This window comes from Achromobacter mucicolens (genome assembly GCF_902859725.1).
GTDB lineage: Bacteria > Pseudomonadota > Gammaproteobacteria > Burkholderiales > Burkholderiaceae_B > Achromobacter > Achromobacter mucicolens.
Window position 1 is genome coordinate 106,843 of the sequence record NZ_CADIJP010000016.1, and the last position, 21,590, is coordinate 128,432.

22 protein-coding genes are annotated in these 21,590 nt (G+C 65.5%); 9 read left to right on the forward strand and 13 right to left on the reverse strand.

Annotation, left to right across the window (positions count from 1 at the left end; translation table 11 throughout):
- Positions 1-124: 124 nt before the first annotated feature.
- Entirely contained in the window at positions 125-2,236 is a 2,112-nt protein-coding gene (gene fusA, locus HV786_RS20000; RefSeq protein WP_175211640.1) for an elongation factor G, read from the forward strand.
- Between the two features lie 16 nt (positions 2,237-2,252).
- Here the strand turns inward: fusA and HV786_RS20005 are convergent, their stop codons facing one another.
- Positions 2,253-3,146, reverse strand: a complete 894-nt coding sequence (locus tag HV786_RS20005) for a DMT family transporter (protein ID WP_175211642.1) — start codon at positions 3,144-3,146, stop codon at positions 2,253-2,255.
- Between the two features lie 299 nt (positions 3,147-3,445).
- On the opposite strand from HV786_RS20005, the gene HV786_RS20010 reads away from it, so the two are divergent.
- Complete coding sequence (locus HV786_RS20010) at positions 3,446-3,916, forward strand: Lrp/AsnC family transcriptional regulator (RefSeq protein WP_128829937.1); 471 nt, start codon at positions 3,446-3,448, stop codon at positions 3,914-3,916.
- 9 nt (positions 3,917-3,925) lie between these two features.
- Here the strand turns inward: HV786_RS20010 and HV786_RS20015 are convergent, their stop codons facing one another.
- Positions 3,926-4,735 carry an alpha/beta fold hydrolase gene (locus HV786_RS20015; protein WP_128829938.1) on the reverse strand — a complete coding sequence of 270 codons (810 nt, stop codon included), beginning with the start codon at positions 4,733-4,735 and terminating at the stop codon, positions 3,926-3,928.
- 140 nt (positions 4,736-4,875) lie between these two features.
- On the opposite strand from HV786_RS20015, the gene HV786_RS20020 reads away from it, so the two are divergent.
- Entirely contained in the window at positions 4,876-5,373 is a 498-nt protein-coding gene (locus HV786_RS20020) for a YbaK/EbsC family protein (protein ID WP_056327899.1), read from the forward strand.
- 25 nt (positions 5,374-5,398) lie between these two features.
- On the opposite strand, the gene HV786_RS20025 is transcribed toward HV786_RS20020, so the two are convergent.
- The 10 genes from HV786_RS20025 to HV786_RS20070 all read right to left on the reverse strand — a co-directional run bounded on the left by HV786_RS20025 (position 5,399) and on the right by HV786_RS20070 (position 14,452).
- Positions 5,399-6,211: an ABC transporter ATP-binding protein gene (locus tag HV786_RS20025; RefSeq protein ID WP_175211644.1), complete on the reverse strand. Its 813-nt coding sequence runs from the start codon at positions 6,209-6,211 to the stop codon at positions 5,399-5,401.
- The gene (locus HV786_RS20030; RefSeq protein ID WP_062838533.1) at positions 6,208-7,251 is read right to left on the reverse strand and encodes a FecCD family ABC transporter permease; all 1,044 of its coding nucleotides are present in this window, start codon (positions 7,249-7,251) and stop codon (positions 6,208-6,210) included. The genes HV786_RS20025 and HV786_RS20030 overlap by 4 nt, the downstream gene beginning before the upstream one ends.
- Positions 7,251-7,943 (reverse strand): tol-pal system protein YbgF, encoded by a 693-nt coding sequence (ybgF, locus tag HV786_RS20035; RefSeq protein WP_056327902.1) that lies wholly within the window; start codon positions 7,941-7,943, stop codon positions 7,251-7,253. The genes HV786_RS20030 and ybgF overlap by 1 nt, the downstream gene beginning before the upstream one ends.
- Before the next feature lie 85 nt (positions 7,944-8,028).
- Positions 8,029-8,529: a peptidoglycan-associated lipoprotein Pal gene (gene pal, locus HV786_RS20040; RefSeq protein ID WP_056327903.1), complete on the reverse strand. Its 501-nt coding sequence runs from the start codon at positions 8,527-8,529 to the stop codon at positions 8,029-8,031.
- A gap of 31 nt (positions 8,530-8,560) precedes the next feature.
- Positions 8,561-9,883, reverse strand: a complete 1,323-nt coding sequence (tolB, locus tag HV786_RS20045) for a Tol-Pal system beta propeller repeat protein TolB (protein WP_056327904.1) — start codon at positions 9,881-9,883, stop codon at positions 8,561-8,563.
- A gap of 16 nt (positions 9,884-9,899) precedes the next feature.
- Positions 9,900-11,057, reverse strand: a complete 1,158-nt coding sequence (tolA, locus tag HV786_RS20050; RefSeq protein ID WP_128829939.1) for a cell envelope integrity protein TolA — start codon at positions 11,055-11,057, stop codon at positions 9,900-9,902.
- A 39-nt stretch (positions 11,058-11,096) separates the two neighbouring features.
- Positions 11,097-11,558 (reverse strand): protein TolR, encoded by a 462-nt coding sequence (gene tolR / locus HV786_RS20055; RefSeq protein ID WP_056327906.1) that lies wholly within the window; start codon positions 11,556-11,558, stop codon positions 11,097-11,099.
- On the reverse strand, positions 11,558-12,238 hold the full coding sequence (gene tolQ, locus HV786_RS20060) for a protein TolQ (protein WP_056327907.1): 681 nt from the start codon (positions 12,236-12,238) through the stop codon (positions 11,558-11,560). Before tolQ ends, tolR begins: the two co-directional genes overlap by 1 nt.
- 2 nt (positions 12,239-12,240) lie before the next feature.
- Positions 12,241-12,663 carry a tol-pal system-associated acyl-CoA thioesterase gene (gene ybgC, locus HV786_RS20065; RefSeq protein ID WP_128829940.1) on the reverse strand — a complete coding sequence of 141 codons (423 nt, stop codon included), beginning with the start codon at positions 12,661-12,663 and terminating at the stop codon, positions 12,241-12,243.
- A 58-nt stretch (positions 12,664-12,721) separates the two neighbouring features.
- Positions 12,722-14,452 carry a proline--tRNA ligase gene (locus HV786_RS20070; protein WP_056327908.1) on the reverse strand — a complete coding sequence of 577 codons (1,731 nt, stop codon included), beginning with the start codon at positions 14,450-14,452 and terminating at the stop codon, positions 12,722-12,724.
- A gap of 65 nt (positions 14,453-14,517) precedes the next feature.
- On the opposite strand from HV786_RS20070, the gene HV786_RS20075 reads away from it, so the two are divergent.
- The 6 genes from HV786_RS20075 (at position 14,518) to HV786_RS20100 (ending at position 20,623) form a co-directional block, all read left to right on the forward strand.
- Entirely contained in the window at positions 14,518-15,090 is a 573-nt protein-coding gene (locus HV786_RS20075) for an RNA pyrophosphohydrolase (RefSeq protein ID WP_056327909.1), read from the forward strand.
- Positions 15,071-15,757 carry a response regulator gene (locus tag HV786_RS20080; protein WP_056327910.1) on the forward strand — a complete coding sequence of 229 codons (687 nt, stop codon included), beginning with the start codon at positions 15,071-15,073 and terminating at the stop codon, positions 15,755-15,757. The genes HV786_RS20075 and HV786_RS20080 overlap by 20 nt, the downstream gene beginning before the upstream one ends.
- On the forward strand, positions 15,758-17,290 hold the full coding sequence (locus tag HV786_RS20085) for a sensor histidine kinase (RefSeq protein ID WP_227741347.1): 1,533 nt from the start codon (positions 15,758-15,760) through the stop codon (positions 17,288-17,290).
- A 260-nt stretch (positions 17,291-17,550) separates the two neighbouring features.
- Positions 17,551-17,979, forward strand: a complete 429-nt coding sequence (locus HV786_RS20090; RefSeq protein ID WP_056327938.1) for a tripartite tricarboxylate transporter TctB family protein — start codon at positions 17,551-17,553, stop codon at positions 17,977-17,979.
- A gap of 6 nt (positions 17,980-17,985) precedes the next feature.
- The gene (locus HV786_RS20095; RefSeq protein ID WP_128829941.1) at positions 17,986-19,515 is read left to right on the forward strand and encodes a tripartite tricarboxylate transporter permease; all 1,530 of its coding nucleotides are present in this window, start codon (positions 17,986-17,988) and stop codon (positions 19,513-19,515) included.
- A gap of 178 nt (positions 19,516-19,693) precedes the next feature.
- On the forward strand, positions 19,694-20,623 hold the full coding sequence (locus HV786_RS20100; protein WP_128829942.1) for a 2-hydroxyacid dehydrogenase: 930 nt from the start codon (positions 19,694-19,696) through the stop codon (positions 20,621-20,623).
- Here HV786_RS20100 and HV786_RS20105 read toward each other — a convergent pair.
- Positions 20,617-21,552 (reverse strand): LysR family transcriptional regulator, encoded by a 936-nt coding sequence (locus HV786_RS20105; protein ID WP_128829943.1) that lies wholly within the window; start codon positions 21,550-21,552, stop codon positions 20,617-20,619. The genes HV786_RS20100 and HV786_RS20105 overlap by 7 nt on opposite strands.
- Positions 21,553-21,590: the final 38 nt, after the last annotated feature.

Genomic DNA, 21,590 nt, shown 5'->3' on the forward strand with positions numbered 1-21,590 from the left:
CGTTGGTATGGCGGGGCCAAACTCATGGACCCGCCAAACTCGCGTCAGCGGGCCGATTCAGGCTTGTATCTTGCCGCACGGCGCGTAATATTTACGCATCTTCATCCAACCGTAGGAAGAGGCCATGACCCGCAAGACGCGCATCGAGCTTTATCGCAATATCGGCATCAGCGCCCATATTGACGCAGGCAAAACGACGACCACCGAGCGCATCCTCTTCTACACCGGCATCACCCACAAGATCGGCGAGGTCCACGACGGCGCGGCGGTGATGGACTGGATGGAGCAGGAGCAGGAACGTGGCATCACCATCACGTCGGCCGCCACCACCGCCTTCTGGAAGGGCATGGCGGGCAACTATCCCGAGCACCGCATCAACATCATCGACACGCCGGGCCACGTCGACTTCACCATCGAAGTTGAACGCTCCATGCGCGTGCTGGACGGCGCCGTCATGGTCTATGACGCCGTGGGCGGCGTGCAGCCGCAGTCCGAGACCGTCTGGCGCCAGGCCAACAAATACAAGGTGCCGCGGCTGGCCTTCGTCAACAAGATGGATCGCGTCGGCGCGGACTTCCTGCGCGTGCAGCGCCAGATCGCCGAGCGCCTGAAGGGCGACGCCGTGCCCATCCAGTTGCCGGTGGGCGCCGAAGACCACTTCGAGGGCGTGATCGATCTGGTCAAGATGAAGGCCATCATCTGGGACGACGCCAGCCAGGGCGTGAAGTTCCAGTACGTGGACATCCCCGCGGCGATGCAGGACCAGGCGCAGGAATGGCACGAAAAAATGGTGGAAAAGGCCGCCGAGGCCAACGAAACCCTGCTCGAAAAATACCTGTCCGGCGAGCCGCTGACCGAAGCGGAAATCAAGGAAGGGCTGCGCGCCCGCACGATCGCCAACGAGATCGTGCCGATGCTGTGCGGCAGCGCCTTCAAGAACAAGGGCGTGCAAGCGATGCTGGATGCGGTCATCGACTACATGCCCTCGCCGGTGGATGTGCCCGCCATCAAGGGCCATGACCAGCGCGACCACGAAATCGAGCGTCATCCGACCGACAACGAGCCGTTCTCCGCGCTTGCCTTCAAGATCATGACCGATCCCTTCGTCGGGCAGCTCGTGTTCTTCCGCGTCTATTCGGGCGTGGTGAAGTCGGGCGACTCGGTCTACAACCCCATCAAGGAAAAGAAAGAGCGCCTGGGCCGCATTCTGCAGATGCACGCCAACGAACGGCGCGAGATCACCGAAGTCTATGCGGGCGACATCGCCGCGGCCGTCGGCATCAAGGACGTCACCACCGGCGACACGCTGACCGATCCCTCGCACATCATCATCCTCGAACGCATGGTGTTCCCCGAGCCCGTCATTTCGCAGGCCGTGGAACCCAAGACCAAGGCCGACCAGGAAAAGATGGGCATCGCGCTGGGCCGCCTGGCGCAGGAAGATCCGTCATTCCGCGTGCGCACCGACGAAGAATCCGGGCAGACCATCATTTCCGGCATGGGCGAGCTGCACCTGGAAATCCTGGTCGATCGCATGAAGCGCGAATTCAACGTGGAAGCCACGGTGGGCAAGCCGCAGGTGGCGTACCGCGAGACCATCCGCAAGGCTTGCAACGAGGTCGAAGGCAAGTTCGTCAAGCAGTCTGGCGGCCGCGGCCAGTACGGGCATGTCGTGCTCAAGCTCGAGCCGCAAGAGGCCGGCAAGGGCTACGAATTCGTCGACGCGATCAAGGGCGGCGTGGTGCCGCGCGAGTTCATCCCGGCGGTGGACAAGGGCATTCGCGAGGCCCTTAACGCCGGCGTGCTGGCCGGGTATCCGGTTGTGGACGTGAAGGTGACGCTGTTCTTCGGGTCGTACCACGACGTCGACTCGAACGAAAACGCGTTCAAGATGGCCGGCTCGATGGCGTTCAAGGAAGGCATGCGGCGCGCCGATCCCGTGCTGCTGGAACCCATGATGCAGGTCGAGGTCGAGACGCCCGAGGACTTCACCGGCAACGTCATGGGCGATCTGTCGTCGCGCCGCGGCATGGTGCAGGGCATGGAAGACATCGCGGGCGGCGGCGGCAAGGTCGTGCGCGCCGAGGTGCCTCTGGCCGAGATGTTTGGCTACTCCACGTCGCTGCGTTCGCTGACGCAGGGCCGCGCGACTTATACGATGGAGTTCAAGCACTACGCCGAAGCGCCGCGCCAGGTGGCGCAGGAAGTCATGGCGGCGCAGGGCGCGGGCCGCTGACCGTCGTGCCGTGCCCTCAGGCGGCGGCTGCGGCCGCCGCCGGGCGCAGCCGCGACGAGGCCAGCTTCACGCCCAGCAGGATCATGGCAAAGCCGTAGGCATGAAAGAGCTGCGGCGCCTCGCCCAGCAGCGGCCAGGCCAGCAGCGCCGCGTAGACCGGCACCAGAAACATCGACAGGCCCGCGGTTGCGGGCCCGGCCACGCTGATGAGCCGGCCATAGACGTAATAGGCGCCCAGGCTCGGCACCACCGCCAGGAACAGCAGCACCGCCGCCAGGCGTGGATCCGTCCAAGCTGGCGCCATGCCGGCTGCCGCTTCAATGCCGGCAAATGGCGCCAGCGCCAGCGCGCCGCCCAGCATCATCGTCGCGAGCCGCGCGCGGTCGGGCACCGCGGGCAGGGTCAGGCGCTTTTGCAGCACCGTGTACAACGCCCAGCCGGTGGCGGCCAGCAGCACCCACAGATCTCCTTGTCCGAACGCCAGCCGCGCCAGCGCGTGGGCATCGCCGCGCGTCAGCACCACCAGCACGCCGGTCAACGCCAGCGCCAGGCCGGCCGCGCGGGGCGCTGACAGCGGCTTGCGCCAGAACACCGCTTCCAGCAGCGTCACCAGCAGCGGGCTGCACGAAAAGATCAGCGCAATGTTGGTGGCGCTGGTGGTCTGCGCACCGATGTACTGCGGCGCCACCGCCACGCCCATGCCCAGCACGGCCAGCGGCAACAGCGCCGGCAGGCCGCGCCACAAGGCCCGGCGATGGGCGCGCAAGGCGGGGGCGGCAAAGGGCAACAGGATCAGCAGGGCGATCAGCCACCGGCCGAAGGCGAGAAAGACGGGGGGGAGGTTGGCGTCGTGCGCCCAGCGGGCCGCAACCATGTTTGAGGCGAAGAGCGCGGGGGCGACGAAAAGCATGGCGGCGCCGGATAGGCCGAGACCGGATTTCGCGGGTGCTGCTGCGTGGGGCATGATTTCCAGCCGCGCGGATCGGCGCGCGGGCTTGCTGCGTGAAAACTGCCGGCGCACCCGCCGGGTTGTGCCGCAGCGTGAGCGCCGAATCGGGACGCGCGGGATAGGTGCGCGCCTTGAGGAAAGTCTACGGCGTCATGCGCAAAATAGGTTTCTTGATTCACGCCGGTTTACGACGTCTTGAAGAATCTTATTTCTGTAAAATCCGCTGCCGTAGGGATTGTTCCTTCAATATTCCGTCAACCATGCCCACATTGCCCAAACTCGATGACACCGACCGCAAGATCCTGCGTGCCCTGCGCGCGGACGGCCGCCTGACGAACCTGAAGCTGGCCGAAACGGTCGGCCTGTCGCCCACGCCCTGTTGGAACCGCGTCAAGGCGCTGGAAGAGTCGGGGGTAATCGAAGGTTATGCGGCCTTGCTGAACCAGAAGGCGCTGGGGCTGCCGGACACGGTAATGATCGAAGTCACGCTTGAGCACCACGACGACGACACGCTGGCGCGCTTTGGCGAGGAAATCAGCCGCCTGCCCGAAGTGGTCGAGGCGTTTCTGGTCACGGGCGAATACGACTACCTGATCAAGGTTGCCGTGGCGGGCACGGAAGGCTACGAGGAATTCCTGCGCAAGCGGCTGTACAAGCTGCGCGGCGTGCGGCACAGCCGTTCCACGTTTGTGTTGCGGCGCCTGAAGCACACGCCGTCAGTTGAACCCTGACCGCGCGGATCAACCGCCGATGAATTCCTGGATGGCGCCGTTGAAGGCGCGGGGATTGCCCAGGTTCATGCCGTGCGAAGAGCCCACGATGTCGATGCGGCGGGATTGCGGCAGCCACTGCGCCAGCGCATCGAGCACCGCGGGATAGGGCGCCGGGCTCAGCGCGCCGCCAATCAGCAGCACCGGCATCGTCACGCCGCCGATCTGCTCGGGCGTCAGGGTGTCTGGCCGTTCGTCCACCTGACCGAAGAGCGTGCCCACGTTGTCGCGCACCATCTCCTTGAACCACGGCACCATGCGCTGCCAGGTGTTGGGGCCGGTCACCGTGTCCACAAAAAGCGCCAACCCTTCCTCGATCTCGCCTTGCCGGATCAGCGTCAGGGCGCGTTGGCGAAAGCCCCCGCGTTCGTCGGCGCAGCCGGGCAACTGCAGGCCAGGATCCGCCAGCGTAAGACTGCGCAGCGATTTCGGCTGACGCAGGGCGGCTTCCAGGGCGACGCGCCCGCCGCGAGAGTGACCCACCAGATGAGCCGGGCCGCCTGCCACCGTGTCGATGAATTCCAGCACGTCGCTGGCATGCTGCTCGACCGAAAAGCCGCCGCCTTCGCCGTCCCAGGTCTCAGGCCAATAGCGGCGCAGGCACACGGCCAGCACCCGGAACGAACGCCCCAGCGGCGCCATCTGCGACTTCCAATACCGGCTGTCGGACAGGGAGCCGTGCACCAGCACGAGCGGCGTGCCGCTGCCGTACTCGGTGTAGGACATGGCATAACCGCCGATGGGCGCGGTCTGCAAAGGCAAAACGGGTTCGGAACGCATGGGGATCGGGACGTGTAGCCAGGTCCGCATTCTAGCCCGGCGTCGGGGCGCGGCGGCCCGGCCGGACGCTGATACACTCGTCTGCGGCCCGCCGGCACCGTCCGCGCGCGGGCCAGTTTTCTTGAACGGAGTTTTCAACGATGTCGCCAGAATCCATCGCCGCCTTGCCGGAATCCGCTCAGCGCGTTGCGCGTCTGCTCGTGGAATTGGGGCATGACAAACCCGTGGTGGTGCTGCCCCAGACGGGCAAGACCTCGGCCGAGGCGGCCGCGGGGCTGGGCTGCGAAGTCGCCCAGATCGCCAAGTCCATCATCTTCCGGCGCGCCACCGACAACGCGCCGGTGCTCGTCATCGCCAGTGGCGCCAACCGCGTGGACGAAGCCAAGGTCGCGGCGCAGGTTGGCGAACTGGCCAAGGCCGATGCGCGCTTCGTGCGCGACATGACCGGTTATGCCATCGGCGGCGTCTGCCCCATCGGCCACGCCGTCAAGCCGGTCATGCTGCTGGACGCCGACCTCTTCAACTACGAAAGCCTGTGGGCCGCCGCCGGCCATCCGCATACCGTCTTCAATCTGACGCCAGCCCAGCTGGCGGACATGACGGGCGCGCCCGTCGCGGACGTGGCGCAGCGCGCCTGAGCGTGCTCGTGCCGGGCTGCGCGGTTCAGCCCGGGTGCGCCTGCAGTCCGTCGATCAGCACCTGCCGCCGCCCTTTCGAGCACGCCTCCACGCGCGCCTGCACGCCATAGACGGCAGCCAGCGCGTCAGGCGTGATGACGTCGGCCGGGCTGCCTGCGGCGTGCAGCCGCCCTTCATGGATCATCACGGCCTGGTCCGCATGCTGAAGCGCCACGTTCAGGTCGTGCAGCACGATGAGGCTGATCAGGCCATGTTCGCGCGTTTCCTGCTGCAGCAGGCGCATGACGTGGAATTGGTAGTTCAGATCCAGGGCCGATAGCGGCTCGTCCAGCAGCAGCACGCGCGGGTGGCGGATCAGCGCCTGCGCCAGCCCCACCAACTGCTTTTGTCCGCCAGACAGCGCGTCCAGATAGTGAAGGGCAAGATGCGCGATGCCCAGCCGCGCCAGCAACTGGTCGATGGCTTGGAGGTCCACGGGGCGCGCCGCCGCGCCGCTGGCGCGGGCAGCGACCAGCACGGACTCGAACACGCGCAGGTGCACGGCCGCCGGCAGGCTTTGAGGCAGGTACACGACGTGGCGGGCACGCTCTGCGTGGTCAAGGCGCGTGAGGTCCAGCCCGTCCAGCGCCGCGCCGCCCGCGCGGGGCCGCACCAGGCCGGCCAGCGCCTTGAGCAACGTGGACTTGCCGCTGCCGTTCGGACCCAGCAGCGCCGTCACTTCGCCCGCGGCAAGCGCGGGGATCGTCAGGTCGTGCAGCACGTCTTCGCGCCCGTAACCGGCCGAAAGCGCCTGGACCGCCAGGCCGGCGGGGTGTGGGGCGGGAGCGGGCCTTGTCATGGCAATTGCCTGCGCAGCACGACGGAAACGAAGAAGGGAATGCCCACCAGCGCGGTCACGATGCCCACGGGCACCACCACGCCCGGCATGAGATTCTTGGAAGCGATCGACGCCAGCGACAGGATCACCGCGCCCACCAGGGCGCTGCCCGGCAGATAGAAGCGGTGGTCTTCGCCGAAGAGCCGGCGCGCGATGTGCGGCGCCACCAGTCCGATGAACCCGATCGTCCCGACAAAGGCGACCGCCAGCGCCGACAGCAGGCTCACGCGCGCCAACGCCGCCACACGCACGCGGCGCACATCCACGCCAAAGCTGGCGGCGCGGTCCTCGCCCAGCCGCAGCGCGGTCAGCTTCCAGGATTGCCGCATGGCCAGCGGCAAGGCCACCGCGAACGCCAGCGCCAGCACGCCCACGGTCGTCCAGCTGGATCGCGCCAGGCTGCCCATCGTCCAGAACACCAGGTTCTGCAAGGCTTCGGCGCTGGCGGTGAATTGCACCAGCGACACCAGCGCATTGAAGGTGAACACCATCGCGATGCCGAACAGCACGACGCCCGATGTGTTCATGCCGCCCCACCGGGCCACCGCATCCAGCAGCAGCGCCGCCAGCAGGGCGAACAGAAAGGCGTTGGCGGCAATCAGCCAGCCGGCGGGAACGCCCGGCAGCCCGAACTGGAGCACGATCGCCAGCGAGGCGCCAAAGGCCGCCGCCGACGACACACCCAAGGTGAACGGGCTGGCAAGGGGATTGTTCAGGATGGTCTGCATCTCGGCGCCCGCCAGACCGAGCGCCATGCCCACCAGCGCCGCCATCAGGGCCGACGGCAGGCGGATGTCCCAAACAATCACGCGATAGGTCGGATCGGCGTCGGCGGGCGCGGCAAGCGTCTGCCAGAGCGCGCGCCAGGGCAGGCCGGACGGGCCCACGGTGAAGTCGATCAGCAGCGCAAACAGAATCGCCGCCAGAAGCAGGGCAATCAGCCCCGCCCGGCGGCGAAGAATCTGGCGGTAAGCGCCTGCCGCGCTGGCGGCGTGCGGCATTACTGCAGCAGTTGCAGCCGGCTCTTGGCCGTGGTGGCGGCCGGCGTGGTGGGGTAGTCGCGCACGATGCGTTGCAAGGTAGCCTTGGCGCCAGCGCGGTTGTTCAGTTCGATCTGGCTGCCCGCGATGATCAGCAGGGCATCCGGCGCGCGGGCGTTGTCCGGCGACTTCTGCACCATGGCATTCAGCTGCTCGATGGTGCCCTTGAAGTCCTTGAGCGCGTAGCGGCTGCTGCCCTGGTAGAACTGGGCGCTGGGCGCGAGCTGGCTGTTGGGGTAGAGCGCGGTGAAGGCGGCCAGCGATTCGGCGGCTTCCTTGTATTGGCCCTTGCGGAACAGGTCCATCGCGCCGTCATAGGCGGTCTGTTCCTGCGGATCGCCAGCAGAGGCGCCCGGGGGATTCGCGCTACCCGGTGCGGCGCCGCCCGGCTTGGCGCTCGGTTGCTGGCGCGACACCAGTTCGAGCTGGTCGCGCAGCTGGGCGATTTCCTGCTGCAGGGATTGGATCTGGTCGGCCAATTGAAGCTTGGCGCGCTGGCTTTGCTCGTTCTGCTGCTGCACCTGCTGGCGCAAATCCAGGATGGCCTTGCGGGCTTCATCGTCGGAAAAAGCGTGAGCGGGGGCCGTGAGGGCGGCTAGCGCCAGGCCAGTGGCCACAATCAGGGGACGCAGGGACAGAACTTGATCGCGCATGAATATTCCCGGGGATAAAAACAAACGTCGGGACGGCCGGCTGGCCGTCCCGACGCGAGGTAGGGCTCCAGACTAAGCGAAAAGCTTAACGCAGATAATTGATATCGGCGCGGCGGTTTTCGGCAAAGTCGGCTTCAGTCGTACCCGTCGAGCGCGGCTTTTCCTTGCCGAAGCTGATGGTTTCGATCTGGTTGTCGCTGACGCCCAGCAGGGTCATCATGCGACGCACGGCGTCGGCACGACGCTGGCCGAGGGCCAGGTTGTACTCAGCACCGCCGCGTTCGTCGGTGTTGCCTTCGATCTTGACCTTTTGCTGTTGGTGCGAGGCCAGGTACTTGGCATGGGTTTCGACCAGGCCACGGTATTGGTCCGACACGGTGTAGCTGTCGAAATCAAAGTACACCGAGCGCTGTTGCGCCAGGATGCTTTGGGGGTTGAAAGGATCAAGGATTTGGCCAGAGGCCGAAGATCCTTGGCCAGCGCCTCCACCCTGACCCGCTTTATCGTCGAGAGGGACGGAGCTGCAAGCTGCCAGGGCGGCAGCCAGAGCGGCGATGGTTAGGCTTTTGGCAATGCGCGACTTCATGATAGTTCCTTTGCAAAGAGAGTCACACGTGTTATCGGGTAAATGGGCCCCAAGTCGGTTCACGTATTTCCCCGTTCAGTACCGAAAGCGTCTGTCGTACGCGTCCATCGCTCGAGACACCTGCAAGCACGCTACGGCCATTCTGGATGGCTGCGTAGAGAACTTGCATTCCGTTTGGCGCAAAGCTGGGCGACTGATCGTCACGACCATCAGTCAGCAAGGCTTCGGCGCCAGTGGACAGGTTCAAGGATGCGATTCGAAACGCGCCGTCTCGTCTTGCAACGTACAGCAGCGTCGATCCGTCGGGGGAAATTCGGGGTGATATGTTGTAACCACCATTAAACGTGAGACGGCGGGCTTCGCCGCCTGTCGAGCCGGTCTGATAGATTTGCGGCCCGCCGCTGCGGTCACTCGTAAAGATAATGGAAGCACCGTCAGGCGTAAAGCTCGGCTCGGTGTCAATCCCGGGAGAACGCGTAACTCGGGTCGGATTCGAGCCATCGGCCGCATTAACGACGTAAATTTGCGACAAACCGTCACGCGTCAGGGCGACCGCGAGCTTGCTTCCGTCAGGCGACCAACCGGGGGCGCTGTTGTTGCCCTTGAAGTTGGCGACCGGTGCACGCGCGCTGGTGGCCAGGGTGTGCACATAGACGACGGGCTTGCCGGACTCGAAGCTCACGTAAGCAAGCTTGCTGCCATCGGGCGACCAGGACGGCGAAATGATCGGCTCGCGCGAGCGCAGGGCGACCTGGGGGTTCTGGCCGTCGGCGTCAGCCACCTGCAGTTCGTAGGTGGAACCCTTCTTCAGCACGTACGCGATACGCGTCGAGAACACGCCGCGAACGCCGGTGATCTTTTCGTAGATGCGATCGGCGATCTGGTGGGCCACGCGGCGCAGTTCCTGCTCGGTGCCCGAGAAGGCCACGCCGTCCAGCTGCGACTTCTTGACCGTGTCGGCCAGGCGGTAGCGCACGTCGTAGCGACCATCGGCGCCCCGCGTGATGCTGCCGTAGGCGATGAAGTCCGCACCCTTGCCGCGCCAGTCGTCGTGGGCGATCGGGGAATCCACGTTCAGGCCGGAGCCCGCGGCGTTGATCAGGCGGAACTGGCCGGTGCGGGTCAGGTCGGCGCGAATGACTTCGGCCAGTGCGCGGCCGTGGGTGTCATCGACCGCGAAGTCGGCGATAGCCACGGGGTATTGCGTGGCGCCGGTGCCGGAGATGTCGACACGCAGCTGCGCGTGGGCGGGCTTCATGGCCATCAGGCAGGCAAGCGCCACCATCAGCAATCCGATTCCATACGCTCTCCAGAGCGCGAGAGTGGGTACTCGTCGACTATAAGCGGGAGTCATGTTCGTCAATCTCCTGTCAGTCATACATTCTGTAGACAACGTCAATAATGGGTTCGTAGCGGCCCGTCGAGGGCTTCGGGAACGGGTTGCAACGGCGGATGCCGGTTTCGACCGCACGGTCGAAGCCCGGGTTGCCAGAAGAACTGGTCAACGTGACGCCATTCACCTTCCCGTCAGAACCTAACTGTACCCGGTATTGCGCGGTCGGATTTCCCGAGCCGCTGCGGGGCGGAGGCGGATACGCCACCCCGGGCTGCACGCAGGCCCGGACCTTGGCGCCGTAGCCGCTGTCGCGTCCGCCGCCCGCCTGGTTGCGGTCGGCAGTGCCGCCCGGAATGCCGGCGGCGCCCAGGGCGTCGTTGCGGAACGCGTCCTTCAACGCCTTGTCGGCGGCGGCCTTCTTGGCAGCGGCAGCCTTCTCGGCGGCAGCCTTTTCCGCAGCCGCCTTCTCGGCCGCAGCCTTCTCGGCAGCGGCTTTCTCGGCGGCAGCCTTTTCAGCTGCTGCCTTCTTGGCGGCTTCTTCCTTGGCCTTCTTCTCGGCGGCGGCCTTTTCGGCGGCAGCCTTCTCGGCGGCGGCCTTTTCAGCAGCAGCCTTTTCGGCGGCAGCCTTCTCCGCCGCGGCCTTCTGGGCGGCAGCCTTCTCGGCAGCGGCCTTCTCGGCGGCCTGGCGTTCCTGCTCCAGGCGCTTCTTTTCCTTCAGCTCGGCCTGCTTGCGCTCTTCTTCCAGGCGCGCCTTTTCCTTGGCGGCCTCGGCGGCTTGGCGGGCCTTCTCTTCCTGCTCGCGCTTTTTCTTCGCCTCCTGGATGGCGATCTCGGGATCGACTTCCTCGGTCTTGGCCTGGACCTGCGGCTGGGGCTCAGGTGGCGGCGGAGGAGGAGGGGGCGGAGGCGGCGGCTCGGGCGTCTTTTCAGGCTCCGGCTCGGGCTGCGGCTTGGGTTGGGGTTTGGGCGGTTCGGGCTGCGGCGTGGGCGGCGGCGAGACGGGCGAATTGCCGTCTGCCCAGAGTTCCACCTGGACGGGGCCAGGGTTCTCGGTATGCCAGTTCACGCCAAAGATCAGGGCAACCAGCAGCAGCAGGTGCACCGCCACAGCCAGAATCAGCGAATTCCGGTTGTCGTTGTTGGGCGGGGTGGCCGGCGGGCCGCTGCGGTGTCGAATTATGGGTGGCGTCATGTGCGGTGCATGCCGGCCGGGCCGGCGGATGGCGGCGCGTTAGCGTTTCTTGGCGGGTGCGGGCTGTTGGGCGCCTGCGGCGGACTGGTCCACCAGCAGACCCAGGCGGGTGATGCCGTTGGTGCGCAGCTCGTCCATGACCTTCACAACCGTCTCGTAGGGCACCTTGCCGTCGGCGGCGATGACCACCGGCGTTTCCGCGGTAATGCGCGAACGCACTTGCGCCACCAGTTCGGTGCGCGCGATGTCCTGCATGGTGGCGCCGGCTTCGCGCATGCGCAGCGCGATCTTGCCGTCTTCCGAAATCTGGACTTCCAGCGGCTTGACGGGCACGTCGGAGGCGGCGCCCACCGACGGCAGCTGGATCAGCCCGGGCGTGATGAGGGGCGCGGTCACCATGAAGATGACCAGCAGCACCAGCATCACGTCGATGTACGGCACCACGTTGATGTCGGCCTTCATGCGGCGGCCGGACCTGCCGCGCGAGCTTACCGAGGGCATTAGCGCACCTGCCGTTGCAGAATGTTCAGGAATTCATCGACGAAGCTGTCGAAGCGGATCGAGATGCGGTCGATGTCATTCGTGAAACGGTTGTAGGCAACCACGGCAGGAATGGCGGCGAACAGGCCGATGGCGGTGGCGATCAGCGCTTCGGCGATGCCGGGAGCCACCGAGGCCAGCGTGGCCTGCTGCATGTTCGACAGGCCGATGAAGGCGTGCATGATGCCCCAGACCGTGCCCAGGAGGCCGATGTACGGGGACACCGAACCGGCGGAGGCCAGGAAGTTCAGGTGCGATTCCAGCGCGTCCATTTCGCGCTGGTAGGCGGCGCGCATGGCGCGGCGCGGGCCGTCCAGCACTGCCGTGGCGTCGCCGCTGGCATTGCCGCGGCGGGCCTTCAGGAATTCGGTCATGCCGGCATCGAAGATGCGGGCGAGGGCGCCTTGCTCGTCGCGGCGCGAGGCCACGGCCTGCTGCAGCATCGACAGGTCGCCGCCCGACCAGAAGTCGTCTTCGAAGCGGCGCGTCTGGTCATGGGCCCGCTTGATGGCCATGCGCTTGGCGAAGATGTAGGTCCAGGACATGATCGAGATGCCCAACAGCATCAGCATGATCAGCTGGACCGGCACGCTGGCGTGCGAAATCAGCGAAAGCAACGACATGTCGTTGGTGACTTGCATGGTTATTCCTGAATGAATTCCAGTTTTGCGCGAATGTCGGCCGGCAATTCTGCCGGCCGCATGTGAACGGCATCGACGCAACAGACTTGGATGTTGCCTTCGGCAAGCAGTTCCCCGTTGCGCTCCGCGCGCTGCGCGAAGTGTATCGAAGCGCGGCCCAGTTTGGTGACTCGGCTGCGTATGGTAAGCAAATCGTCCAGCTTGGCCGGTTTGCGGTAGGACATGTCCAAGGCGCGGACAACGAATAGCCGTTGCTCGCTGGCGGCCAACCCGGATTGGTTGACGCCCAGATCGCGCAGCCATTCGGTGCGTGCCCGCTCCAGGAATTTCAAGTAGTTAGCGTAGAAGACCACCCCGCCGGCATCCGTGTCTTCGTAGTAGACGCGGACTTGCAGGGTGGATTCGGCGGACTTCTGATCGGTCACGATACTCAGGAAATGATGGTGCGGGTCGGGACGCGAAAAGTCCGTAGCAGCTACAGGGTTAAAGCGTGTCGAGCTTCGTCAGCACCGCTTCCAGCGCGGACTCTACCGGAATCTTGGCCGCTTCGGTTTCCCGACGGGCCTGCAATTCCACCACACCGTCGTTCAGACCGCGTTCTCCAACTGTTACACGCAGCGGCGCACCGATCAGTTCCCACTCGGCAAACATGACGCCGGGGCGCGCATCGCGGTCGTCCAGCATGACGTCCACGCCGCGCGCGAGCAAGGATTCGTAGAGCTTTTGCGCGGTGTCACGCACCGTTTCACTTTTGCCCCAGCCCACGGGGCAGATGACCACTTCGAAGGGGGCGAGCGCGCGGGGCCAGATGATGCCGCGGGCGTCGTGGTTCTGCTCGATGGCGGCGCCCACGATGCGGGTCACGCCGATGCCGTAGCAGCCCATTTCCAGGACGGCCGGCTTGCCGGTTTCGTCCAGGAACGTGGCCTTCAGGGCTTCGGAATACTTCTTGCCCAGGTAGAAGACGTGGCCCACTTCGATGCCGCGCTGGATCGACAGCGTGCCCTTGCCATCCGGCGAGGGGTCGCCCGCCACGACGTTGCGCAGGTCGGCCACCAGCTCCGGCTCGGGCAGGTCGCGGCCCCAGTTCACGCCCTGGATGTGGAAGTCTTCGCGGTTGGCGCCGCAGACGAAATCGGCCATGTTGGCGACGGTGCGGTCGGCAATTACGTGGACCGGCTTGGCCGTCTTGACCGGGCCCAGGTAGCCGGGCTTGCAGCCGAAGTACTCGACAATCTCGGCTTCGGTGGCGAACCGGAAGCCCGCCAGGCCCGGCAGCTTGCCCGCCTTGATCTCGTTCAGTTCGTGGTCGCCGCGCAGGAGCAGCAGCCAGATGTCGACCTTGCCCTTTTCGCCGTCGGTGGCCAGGACGATCGACTTGATCGTGCGCTCCAGGGGAATGCCCAGCAGCTTGGCCACGTCCTCGCACTTGGCGGCGCCGGGCGTTGCGACGTCCGCCATCGCCTGGGCGGCGGCGGCGCGGGTGGCATACAGGCTGGGCGCTTCCGCCAGTTCGATGTTGGCCGCGTAGTCCGATTCCGCGTTGTAGACCAGCAGGTCTTCGCCCGTATCGGCGATCACCTGGAATTCATGGCTGCGCGTGCCGCCGATGGAGCCCGTGTCGGCCGCCACCGCGCGGAACTCCAGGCCCAGCCGGCCGAAGATGCGCATGTAGGCGGCAAACATGGTGTCGTAGCTGCGCTGGGCGCCGGCTTCGTCGCGGTCGAAGGAGTAGGCGTCCTTCATCGTGAATTCGCGGCCGCGCATCAGGCCGAAGCGGGGACGGCGCTCGTCCCGGAACTTGGTCTGAATGTGATAGAAGTTCAGCGGCAGCTGGCGGTAGCTGTGGATTTCGTTGCGGGCGATGTCCGTGATGACTTCCTCGGACGTCGGCTGCAGCACGAAATCGCGCTGGTGCCGGTCCTTGATGCGCAGCAGTTCCGCGCCGTACTGCTCCCAGCGGCCGGATTCCTGCCAGAGCTCGGCCGGCTGCACCACGGGCATCAGCAACTCGATGGCGCCCGCCGCGTTCATTTCTTCGCGGATGATCGCCTCGACCTTGCGGATGACCTTCAGGCCCAGTGGCATGTAGGTGTAGATGCCGCCCGCGAGCTTGCGGATCATCCCGGCGCGGGTCATCAGCTGGTGGCTGGCGACTTCCGCTTCGGAAGGGGCTTCTTTGAGGGTGTTGATGTGGTAGTTGGATGCGCGCATGTTTAAAGGTGGCAGCAGATACGTATAATCGACCGTAATTGTATTGAATTCGGTGGGGGTGGCCCATGCTTGACCGCGAAGGCTACCGCCCCAATGTCGGCATCATTCTCGTCAACACTAGAAACGAGGTCTTTTGGGGCAAGCGTATCAGGGAACATGCATGGCAGTTCCCCCAGGGCGGCATCAAGTATGGCGAAAGCCCGGTGCAGGCCATGTATCGCGAACTCCATGAAGAGGTGGGCCTGAAGCCCGAGCATGTCCGTATTTTGGGGCGTACACGCGATTGGTTACGTTATAACGTGCCCGATCACTTTGTCCGGCGTGAGTGGCGCGGCCACTATAAAGGACAAAAACAGATTTGGTTCTTGTTGCGCCTGGTGGGACGTGACAGTGATGTGTGCTTGCGCGCGACGCAGCATCCGGAATTCGACGCCTGGCGCTGGAGCCAGTACTGGGTTCCGCTGGATGCCGTCATCGAGTTCAAGCGAGACGTCTATACCCAGGCGTTGAACGAGTTGTCGGCTATCCTCTTTCGGCGCCATCACGAAACCCGCTACCTGCGCCAGCGTGTGCATGGTCAGCGGGCAGCAGAGAATTTGCCCGAAGGAACGGACGGTCATGCGCATATTGTTGGTTGAAGACGAACGGGACATGGCGTCCTGGCTGATGCGCGCGCTCGCCCAAAGCGGGTTCGTACCCGATCACGCGGCGGATGCGCGCACGGCCGAAGCCTTCATGGCGGGCACGGAATACGATGCCATCGTCATGGACTTGCGCCTGCCCGACAAGCATGGGCTCGTCGTCCTGCGCGAAATGCGCAACCGCGACGACCGCACTCCCGTCCTCCTGCTGACCGCGCAGGGCGCGCTGCAGGATCGCGTCCGCGGTCTGAACCTGGGGGCGGACGACTTCCTGACCAAGCCCTTCGCACTCGAAGAACTGGAAGCCCGCCTGACGGCGCTTGTGCGCCGCAGCCGTGGCCGCCAGCACCCGCGCCTGCAGTGCGGCTCGCTGTCCTACGACAGTGAAAGCCGTGCCTTCACGCTGGACGGATCGCTGCTGTTCCTGACGCCGCGTGAACACGCCGCCCTGGCGGCGCTCCTGACGCGCAGCGGCTACCCGGTAGACAAGTCGCAGTTGTTCGGCAAGGTCTTCACCCACGACAGCGAAGCCAATCCGGACGCCATCGAAGTCGTGCTGCACCGCCTGCGCAAGAAGCTGGCCGGCAGCGACGTGCGCATCGTCACCGTGCGCGGGCTGGGCTACATGCTCGAAAGCGTGGCCAGCGAGTCCGCGGAACCCTAAGTGAGCCTGCGGATTCCCGGTTTGCCGCGCGTCGGCATCCGCGCGCTTCTCATCATCCTGCTCTTGCCCGGCGTGGTGGTGCTGCTGGTCATCGACAGCCTGAACGACTACCGCACCCTCTCCGAAATCACCAACGAGGCATACGACAGCGCCTTGGTCGAGCCGGCGCGGGTGCTTGAAAGCAGCCTGGAATTCACGCCCGACGGCAACCTGCAGGTGGCCACGCCGCTGTATGCGCAGGTCATGCTCGAATCCCGGGCGGGCCTGCGCAAGTATTTCCGCATCGAGGAAATCGATCCGCCCTTGCCCGACGGGTCGCCCGTGCCCCAGACGCAGGGCAAGACGCTGCTCGGCATGCCGGAAATGCCGCGTCCGCCTTCCTGGCCCCGCTCGAATGGCCAACCCATCTTCTACGACGGCGTGTATCGCAACGACCCCGTGCGGGTCGTGTCAGTCGTGCGCGATCTCTACTACCAGGGCCAGCATCGCCAGGTGCTGGTGGTCGTGGCCGAAAGCACTGGCAAGCGCATAGAGGCCGAGAACAGCGCGCGGCGCCAGGAGATCCTGCGCGATTCGCGGATGCTGGCGCTGGTCGTGCTGCTGGTGTGGTGGGGCGTATCCTGGGCATTGAAGCCGCTGCGCCGGCTGCAGGCCGACATCCGCAGCCGCCGCCCCGACGACCTGACGCCGCTGGACGCCTCGCGCGTGCCCAGTGAGGTCGCTCCGCTCGTGGAGGCCGTCAATCACCACATCGCCCGTTACCGTCGGGTGCTGGACGAGCAATCCAGCTTCCTTGCCGACGCCTCGCACCAGTTGCGCACGCCGCTTGCCATCATGCTGACGCAGGCCCAATACACGCTGCGCGAACGCGACCCGGCGCGCGTGCGCGAAGGGCTGCGCGCCATCGTCGACCAGTTGGGCCGCACGCGCCGACTGACCGAGCAGTTGCTGTCGCTGGCGCACGCCAACCAGGCCGGCCAGACCCCGCGCCAGTTGCTCGACATGAACGCCGTGTCGCGCGAAGTCGTTTTGCAGTATTTGCCGCTCGCGCACGAAAAACAGCAGGACCTGGGTTGGGTGCAGGCCGATGCCGAAGACGGTCAGGACACGCCGGTGCCGGTGTCGGGCAACGAAGCCGAGCTGCACGAAGCGCTGTCCAACCTTGTGCACAACGCCATCCATTACGCCCCGGCCGGCGCGCGCATCACGGTATCCGTTTGCCGCGCCGACAACCGCGTCGAGGTTGCCGTGTCCGACAACGGCCCCGGCCTGGATCCGGTCATGCGCACGCGCGCCTTCACGCGATTCGAGCGCGTGGGCACCGACAAGCCGATGACGTCCTCCGGTTCCGGCTTGGGATTGGGCATTGCGCGCGCCTACGCGCGCCGCAACGAGGGCGATATCGAACTGCGCGACGGCGAGCCTAACGACCAGGGCGGCGTCGGTCTTGCGTCGGTGCTGTGGCTGCCGCTGGCGCCCACCGTATCGCAGTATCCGAGGCCCGCAGAGGTCCAGCTCAAGGGCGATCAATAGCGCCCGCTTTTTCACTGTCCGCTACTTTCTTGCGCCTGGCGCGCCTGCCGATCAGGGATAACCCCCGGATTCAGGAATGCGACAGCGCATAGAAAGCGGATTAGCAGCTTCCTTCCGTAATCTGCGATCCGGCCTGTCGTCAGGGGCCGGGCGCTGCCCGCTTCGAGCAGCGCATGAAAGGCCGGCGCTGTCCGGCACAAGGAAGGAGGACGGAAGTGAAAAAGACAATCAACAGAAAGGACTATTACGGCGGTGCGCTGATGGTCCTGATCGGTCTGGCCGCGATCTACGGCGGCACGGACTATCACATCGGCTCGCTCAGCCACATGGGTCCGGGATTCTTTCCCGCGGCGCTGGGCGGCCTGCTGGCGCTCACCGGCCTGCTGATCGCGATGTCGGCGCGCTCGGCCGAACCTTCGGCCCCCGCGCCCGCTGAAGGCCATCCCACCGGCATGCCGGACATCCGCGGCAGTGTCTGCATCCTGCTCGGCATTCTGGCCTTCCTGCTGCTGGGCCATTATGGCGGCTTGTTGCCCGCCACGTTCGCCATCGTATTCATCTCCGCGCTGGGCGACCGCACCAACACGATCAAGCAGGCCGTCCTGCTGTCGATCGCCATGTCCGCGATCGCGGTCGTCGTTTTCTGGTGGGCGCTGCAACTGCAGCTTCCGCTGTTCCGTTGGGGTTGAAGCGCCATGATTTCTCAAGCTTTGGTAGACCTTTGGTACGGCTTCGGCGTCGCGTTCCAATGGCACAACCTGATGTGGTCGTTCTTCGGCGTGCTGGTGGGCAACCTCATCGGCGTGCTGCCCGGCATGGGCGCGCTGTCCGCGATCTCGATCCTCTTGCCGCTCACCTACGTCATGCAGCCCGTGCCCGCCATCCTGATGCTGGCCGGCATTTTCTATGGCTCGCAATACGGCGGCGCCATCGGCGCGATCCTGCTCAACCTGCCTTCGCATCCGCCGCACGCGGTCACCTGCCTGGATGGTTATCCACTGACCAAACAGGGCAAGGGCGGGACAGCGCTCGGCATCACGATGATCTGCTCGTTCTTCGCGGCATCGGTCGGCATCATCGTCATGATCTTTGCCTCGCCGCTGCTGGTTGAAGTCGCGTTCAAGTTCGGCCCGACCGAGATCTTCTCGATCATGCTGCTGGGTCTCCTGGCAGGCGCCACCATGTCGCGCGGCTCGCCGCTCAAGGGCGTGGCGATGACGCTGTTCGGCCTGATGTGCGGCGTGGTCGGCACCGACGTGAACACGGGCACCATCCGGTTTTCGTTCGGCCTGCTCGACCTGTCCGACGGCCTGGAACTGGTCGCGATCTCGATGGGTCTGTTCGGCGTTGCCGACTTCCTGATGAGCGTGAACCGCATGACCATCATCGGCAGCGGCGCCAAGCTGCGCCTGCGCGACATGCGGCCCAGCAAGCAGGAACTGAAGACCGCCTTCTGGCCCATGGTGCGCGGCACGGCCGTCGGCACGCTGTTCGGCGCCATGCCCGGCACCGGCCCGACGATCACCACGTTCGTCGCTTACGCGCTGGAACGCAAGATCTCCAAGACGCCCGAGAAGTTCGGTACCGGCATGATCGCCGGCGTGGCTTCGCCGGAAGCGTCGTCGCACTCGAAGACGCAGGTCGACTTCATCCCGACGATGAGCCTGGGCATTCCTGGCGACGCGGTGATGGCGCTGATCCTGGGCGCGCTGCTGATCCAGGGCATCCAGCCCGGCCCGCAGCTCATCACCGAGCATCCGGACATCTTCTGGGGCCTGATCGCCAGCTTCTGGGTGGGCAACGTGCTGCTCATGGTGCTGAACGTGCCGCTTATCGGCGTGTGGGTCAAGCTGCTGCAGGTGCCTTATCGCTACCTCTTTCCGTCGGCGCTGTTCTTCATCGCAGTGGGCGTGTACAGCACGCAGAACAGTCTCTTCCAGATCTGGGAAGTGCTGGCCTTCGGCGTGATTGGCGCGGTGCTCATGACGCTGGAATTCTCGGTCGCACCCATCCTGCTGGGCTTCGTGCTCGGCCCCATGGTCGAAGAGAACTTCCGCCGCGCGCTGCTGCTGTCGCGCGGTGATTTGGCCGTGTTCGTCGAACGTCCGATCAGCGCATGGTTCATCGGCGCGAGCGCGTTGCTGATCACGCTGCAGGTCTGGGCCTTCCTGCGCCGCAACAAGCACAAGAACAAGAACAAGCCCGAAGTGCCGCAGACGGCCTGATTCCCCCGGCCCCTGCATCCGGCACACGCGGCCCGGCTTAGGCCGGGCCGTTCTACTTGTGCAGGCCCGGCTTATGCTGGGCCGCTTCACTTGTGCAGGCCCGGCTTGCGCCGGTCCGTTTGATTTGTGCGGCGGCATCCCTCATGCTTGGGGTTTTCATCGCCTGCCCGCTGCCACCATGCACATTCTCTTTGCTTGTCCCCATCACGATCCCGACGCCTGGGTGCCTCGCCTCGAGGCCGCCATGCCGGGCTGCCGTATTTCGGTCTGGAACCCGGACGGTCCGCCCTCCGGCGCCGAAGTCGCGTTGGTCTGGCGTCCGCCCGTCCAGCTCTTCCAGCACGAAACCGGTTTGAAGACGCTCTTCAATCTGGGCGCAGGCGTCGATGCCTTGTTGAAGATGCCCGAGATTCCCGATCACGTGCGCATCGTTCGCCTCGAAGATGCCGGCATGGCGGTGCAGATGGCCGAATACGCGCTGTACGCATTGCTGCGCGTCTCGCGTGATTTCGAAGCCTTCGATCAGGCGCAGGCACGGCAGCATTGGGACACCCGCGAAGGCACCCGGCAAGCCGACTGGCCCGTGGGGGTTTTGGGGCTGGGACAGGTCGGCGCGCGCGTGGCGCAGACGCTGGCCGAGTTCGGCTACCCCGTCGCGGGCTGGTCGCGGTCGCCGCGCCAGATTCCCGGTGTCGAATCCTTCGCCGGCGAGGCCGCCTTGCCCGAATTCCTTGGCCGCACGCGCTTTCTGGTCAATGTGCTGCCGCTCACGCCCGACACGCAGGGCATCCTGAATCGCGAGACGCTGTCGCGGCTGCTTCCCGGCGCGCATCTGGTCAACGTCGGACGCGGCGAGCACCTGGTCGAGGACGATCTGGTGCAGATGCTTGAAGAGGGCGAGATCGCCGGCGCCACGCTCGACGTTTTTCACACCGAACCGCTGCCCAAGGATCACCCGTTCTGGCACGACTCGCGGGTTCACGTCACGCCTCATATCGCGGCGCGCACGCTTCGCGACGAAAGCATCGCGCAGATCGCGGGCAAGGTCGCGCAACTGAAGCGCGGCGAAGCCATCACCGGCGTGGTCGAGCGCTCGCGCGGCTACTGAGGCGCGGGAGACGCGGCTTTTTCCAGCCGCTCGTACATCGAGGGCAGGCGCTGCGACAGGAAGTCCAGCAGCGTTCGCACGGCGGGCATCATGCCCCGCCGTGACGGATAGATGCAGTGCACGATGCCCTCGGGCGACTGCCATTGCGGCAGCACCGGCACCAGCTGCCCGCGGCGCAGTTCCTCCTGCGTGGCAATCGAAGGCAGCAGGGCAATGCCGCGTCCGCGCACGGCCGCTTCCGTCAGCACGATGAAATCGTTGCATGACAGTTGCGGCTTCAGTTCGATGTGCACCTCTTCGCCCTTGTCGTTGCGCAGGGGCCAGCGCACTTCATTTTGCGGATCGCTGAAGCTCAGCGTGACGTGCGACGCCAGATCCTGCGGCGTGTCGGGCGCGCCGTGGCGTTGCAGATAGCCGGGACTGGCCACCAGCGTGCCGCGCGCCGTGCCCAGGTGCCGCACGACCAGTTCCGCGTCCGTGTCCAGCTTCGTGCGGACCCGCAGCGCCAGGTCCACGCCCTCGCGGATCAGGTCCACGCGCCGGTTCGTGACCAGCAATTGCACCGAGATCGTAGGCCACGCATCCAGGAATTCCGGCAGCAGCGGCGCCAGCACGTCCTGCGCGATCGACACCGGGCAGCTCACGATCACCGGGCCGGTGGGCTCGGCCTGCAACTGCCGCATGGCGTCGTCCGCAGCCCGAGCCGAGGCGGCCATCTCGCGGCAGTAGTGCAGATAGCGTTCGCCGGCGGACGTCAGCCGCAACCGGCGGGTGGTGCGCTGCAAGAGGCGCACACCCAGACTTTCTTCCAGGTGCGAAATACGGCGCGAGAGACGGGATTTCGGGATGTCCAGTGCGCGTGCCGCCGCGCTGAAGCCTCCTTGCTCGACGACTTGCGAAAAGTAGTAGAGATCATTGAGATCTTGCATGATTGTTCTATGTTTGGAACGAACAGTTCATCATACCC

Bases quoted from the DNA above. Each gene is read 5' to 3' on its own strand.
- fusA (WP_175211640.1), top strand. From the start codon at position 125: ATGACCCGCAAGACGCGCATCGAGCTTTATCGCAATATCGGCATCAGC.
- HV786_RS20005 (WP_175211642.1), bottom strand. From the start codon at position 3,146: ATGCTTTTCGTCGCCCCCGCGCTCTTCGCCTCAAACATGGTTGCGGCC.
- HV786_RS20010 (WP_128829937.1), top strand. From the start codon at position 3,446: ATGCCCACATTGCCCAAACTCGATGACACCGACCGCAAGATCCTGCGT.
- HV786_RS20015 (WP_128829938.1), bottom strand. From the start codon at position 4,735: ATGCGTTCCGAACCCGTTTTGCCTTTGCAGACCGCGCCCATCGGCGGT.
- HV786_RS20020 (WP_056327899.1), top strand. From the start codon at position 4,876: ATGTCGCCAGAATCCATCGCCGCCTTGCCGGAATCCGCTCAGCGCGTT.
- HV786_RS20025 (WP_175211644.1), bottom strand. From the start codon at position 6,211: ATGACAAGGCCCGCTCCCGCCCCACACCCCGCCGGCCTGGCGGTCCAG.
- HV786_RS20030 (WP_062838533.1), bottom strand. From the start codon at position 7,251: ATGCCGCACGCCGCCAGCGCGGCAGGCGCTTACCGCCAGATTCTTCGC.
- ybgF (WP_056327902.1), bottom strand. From the start codon at position 7,943: ATGCGCGATCAAGTTCTGTCCCTGCGTCCCCTGATTGTGGCCACTGGC.
- pal (WP_056327903.1), bottom strand. From the start codon at position 8,529: ATGAAGTCGCGCATTGCCAAAAGCCTAACCATCGCCGCTCTGGCTGCC.
- tolB (WP_056327904.1), bottom strand. From the start codon at position 9,883: ATGACTCCCGCTTATAGTCGACGAGTACCCACTCTCGCGCTCTGGAGA.
- tolA (WP_128829939.1), bottom strand. From the start codon at position 11,057: ATGACGCCACCCATAATTCGACACCGCAGCGGCCCGCCGGCCACCCCG.
- tolR (WP_056327906.1), bottom strand. From the start codon at position 11,558: ATGCCCTCGGTAAGCTCGCGCGGCAGGTCCGGCCGCCGCATGAAGGCC.
- tolQ (WP_056327907.1), bottom strand. From the start codon at position 12,238: ATGCAAGTCACCAACGACATGTCGTTGCTTTCGCTGATTTCGCACGCC.
- HV786_RS20070 (WP_056327908.1), bottom strand. From the start codon at position 14,452: ATGCGCGCATCCAACTACCACATCAACACCCTCAAAGAAGCCCCTTCC.
- HV786_RS20075 (WP_056327909.1), top strand. From the start codon at position 14,518: ATGCTTGACCGCGAAGGCTACCGCCCCAATGTCGGCATCATTCTCGTC.
- HV786_RS20080 (WP_056327910.1), top strand. From the start codon at position 15,071: ATGCGCATATTGTTGGTTGAAGACGAACGGGACATGGCGTCCTGGCTG.
- HV786_RS20090 (WP_056327938.1), top strand. From the start codon at position 17,551: ATGGTCCTGATCGGTCTGGCCGCGATCTACGGCGGCACGGACTATCAC.
- HV786_RS20095 (WP_128829941.1), top strand. From the start codon at position 17,986: ATGATTTCTCAAGCTTTGGTAGACCTTTGGTACGGCTTCGGCGTCGCG.
- HV786_RS20100 (WP_128829942.1), top strand. From the start codon at position 19,694: ATGCACATTCTCTTTGCTTGTCCCCATCACGATCCCGACGCCTGGGTG.
- HV786_RS20105 (WP_128829943.1), bottom strand. From the start codon at position 21,552: ATGCAAGATCTCAATGATCTCTACTACTTTTCGCAAGTCGTCGAGCAA.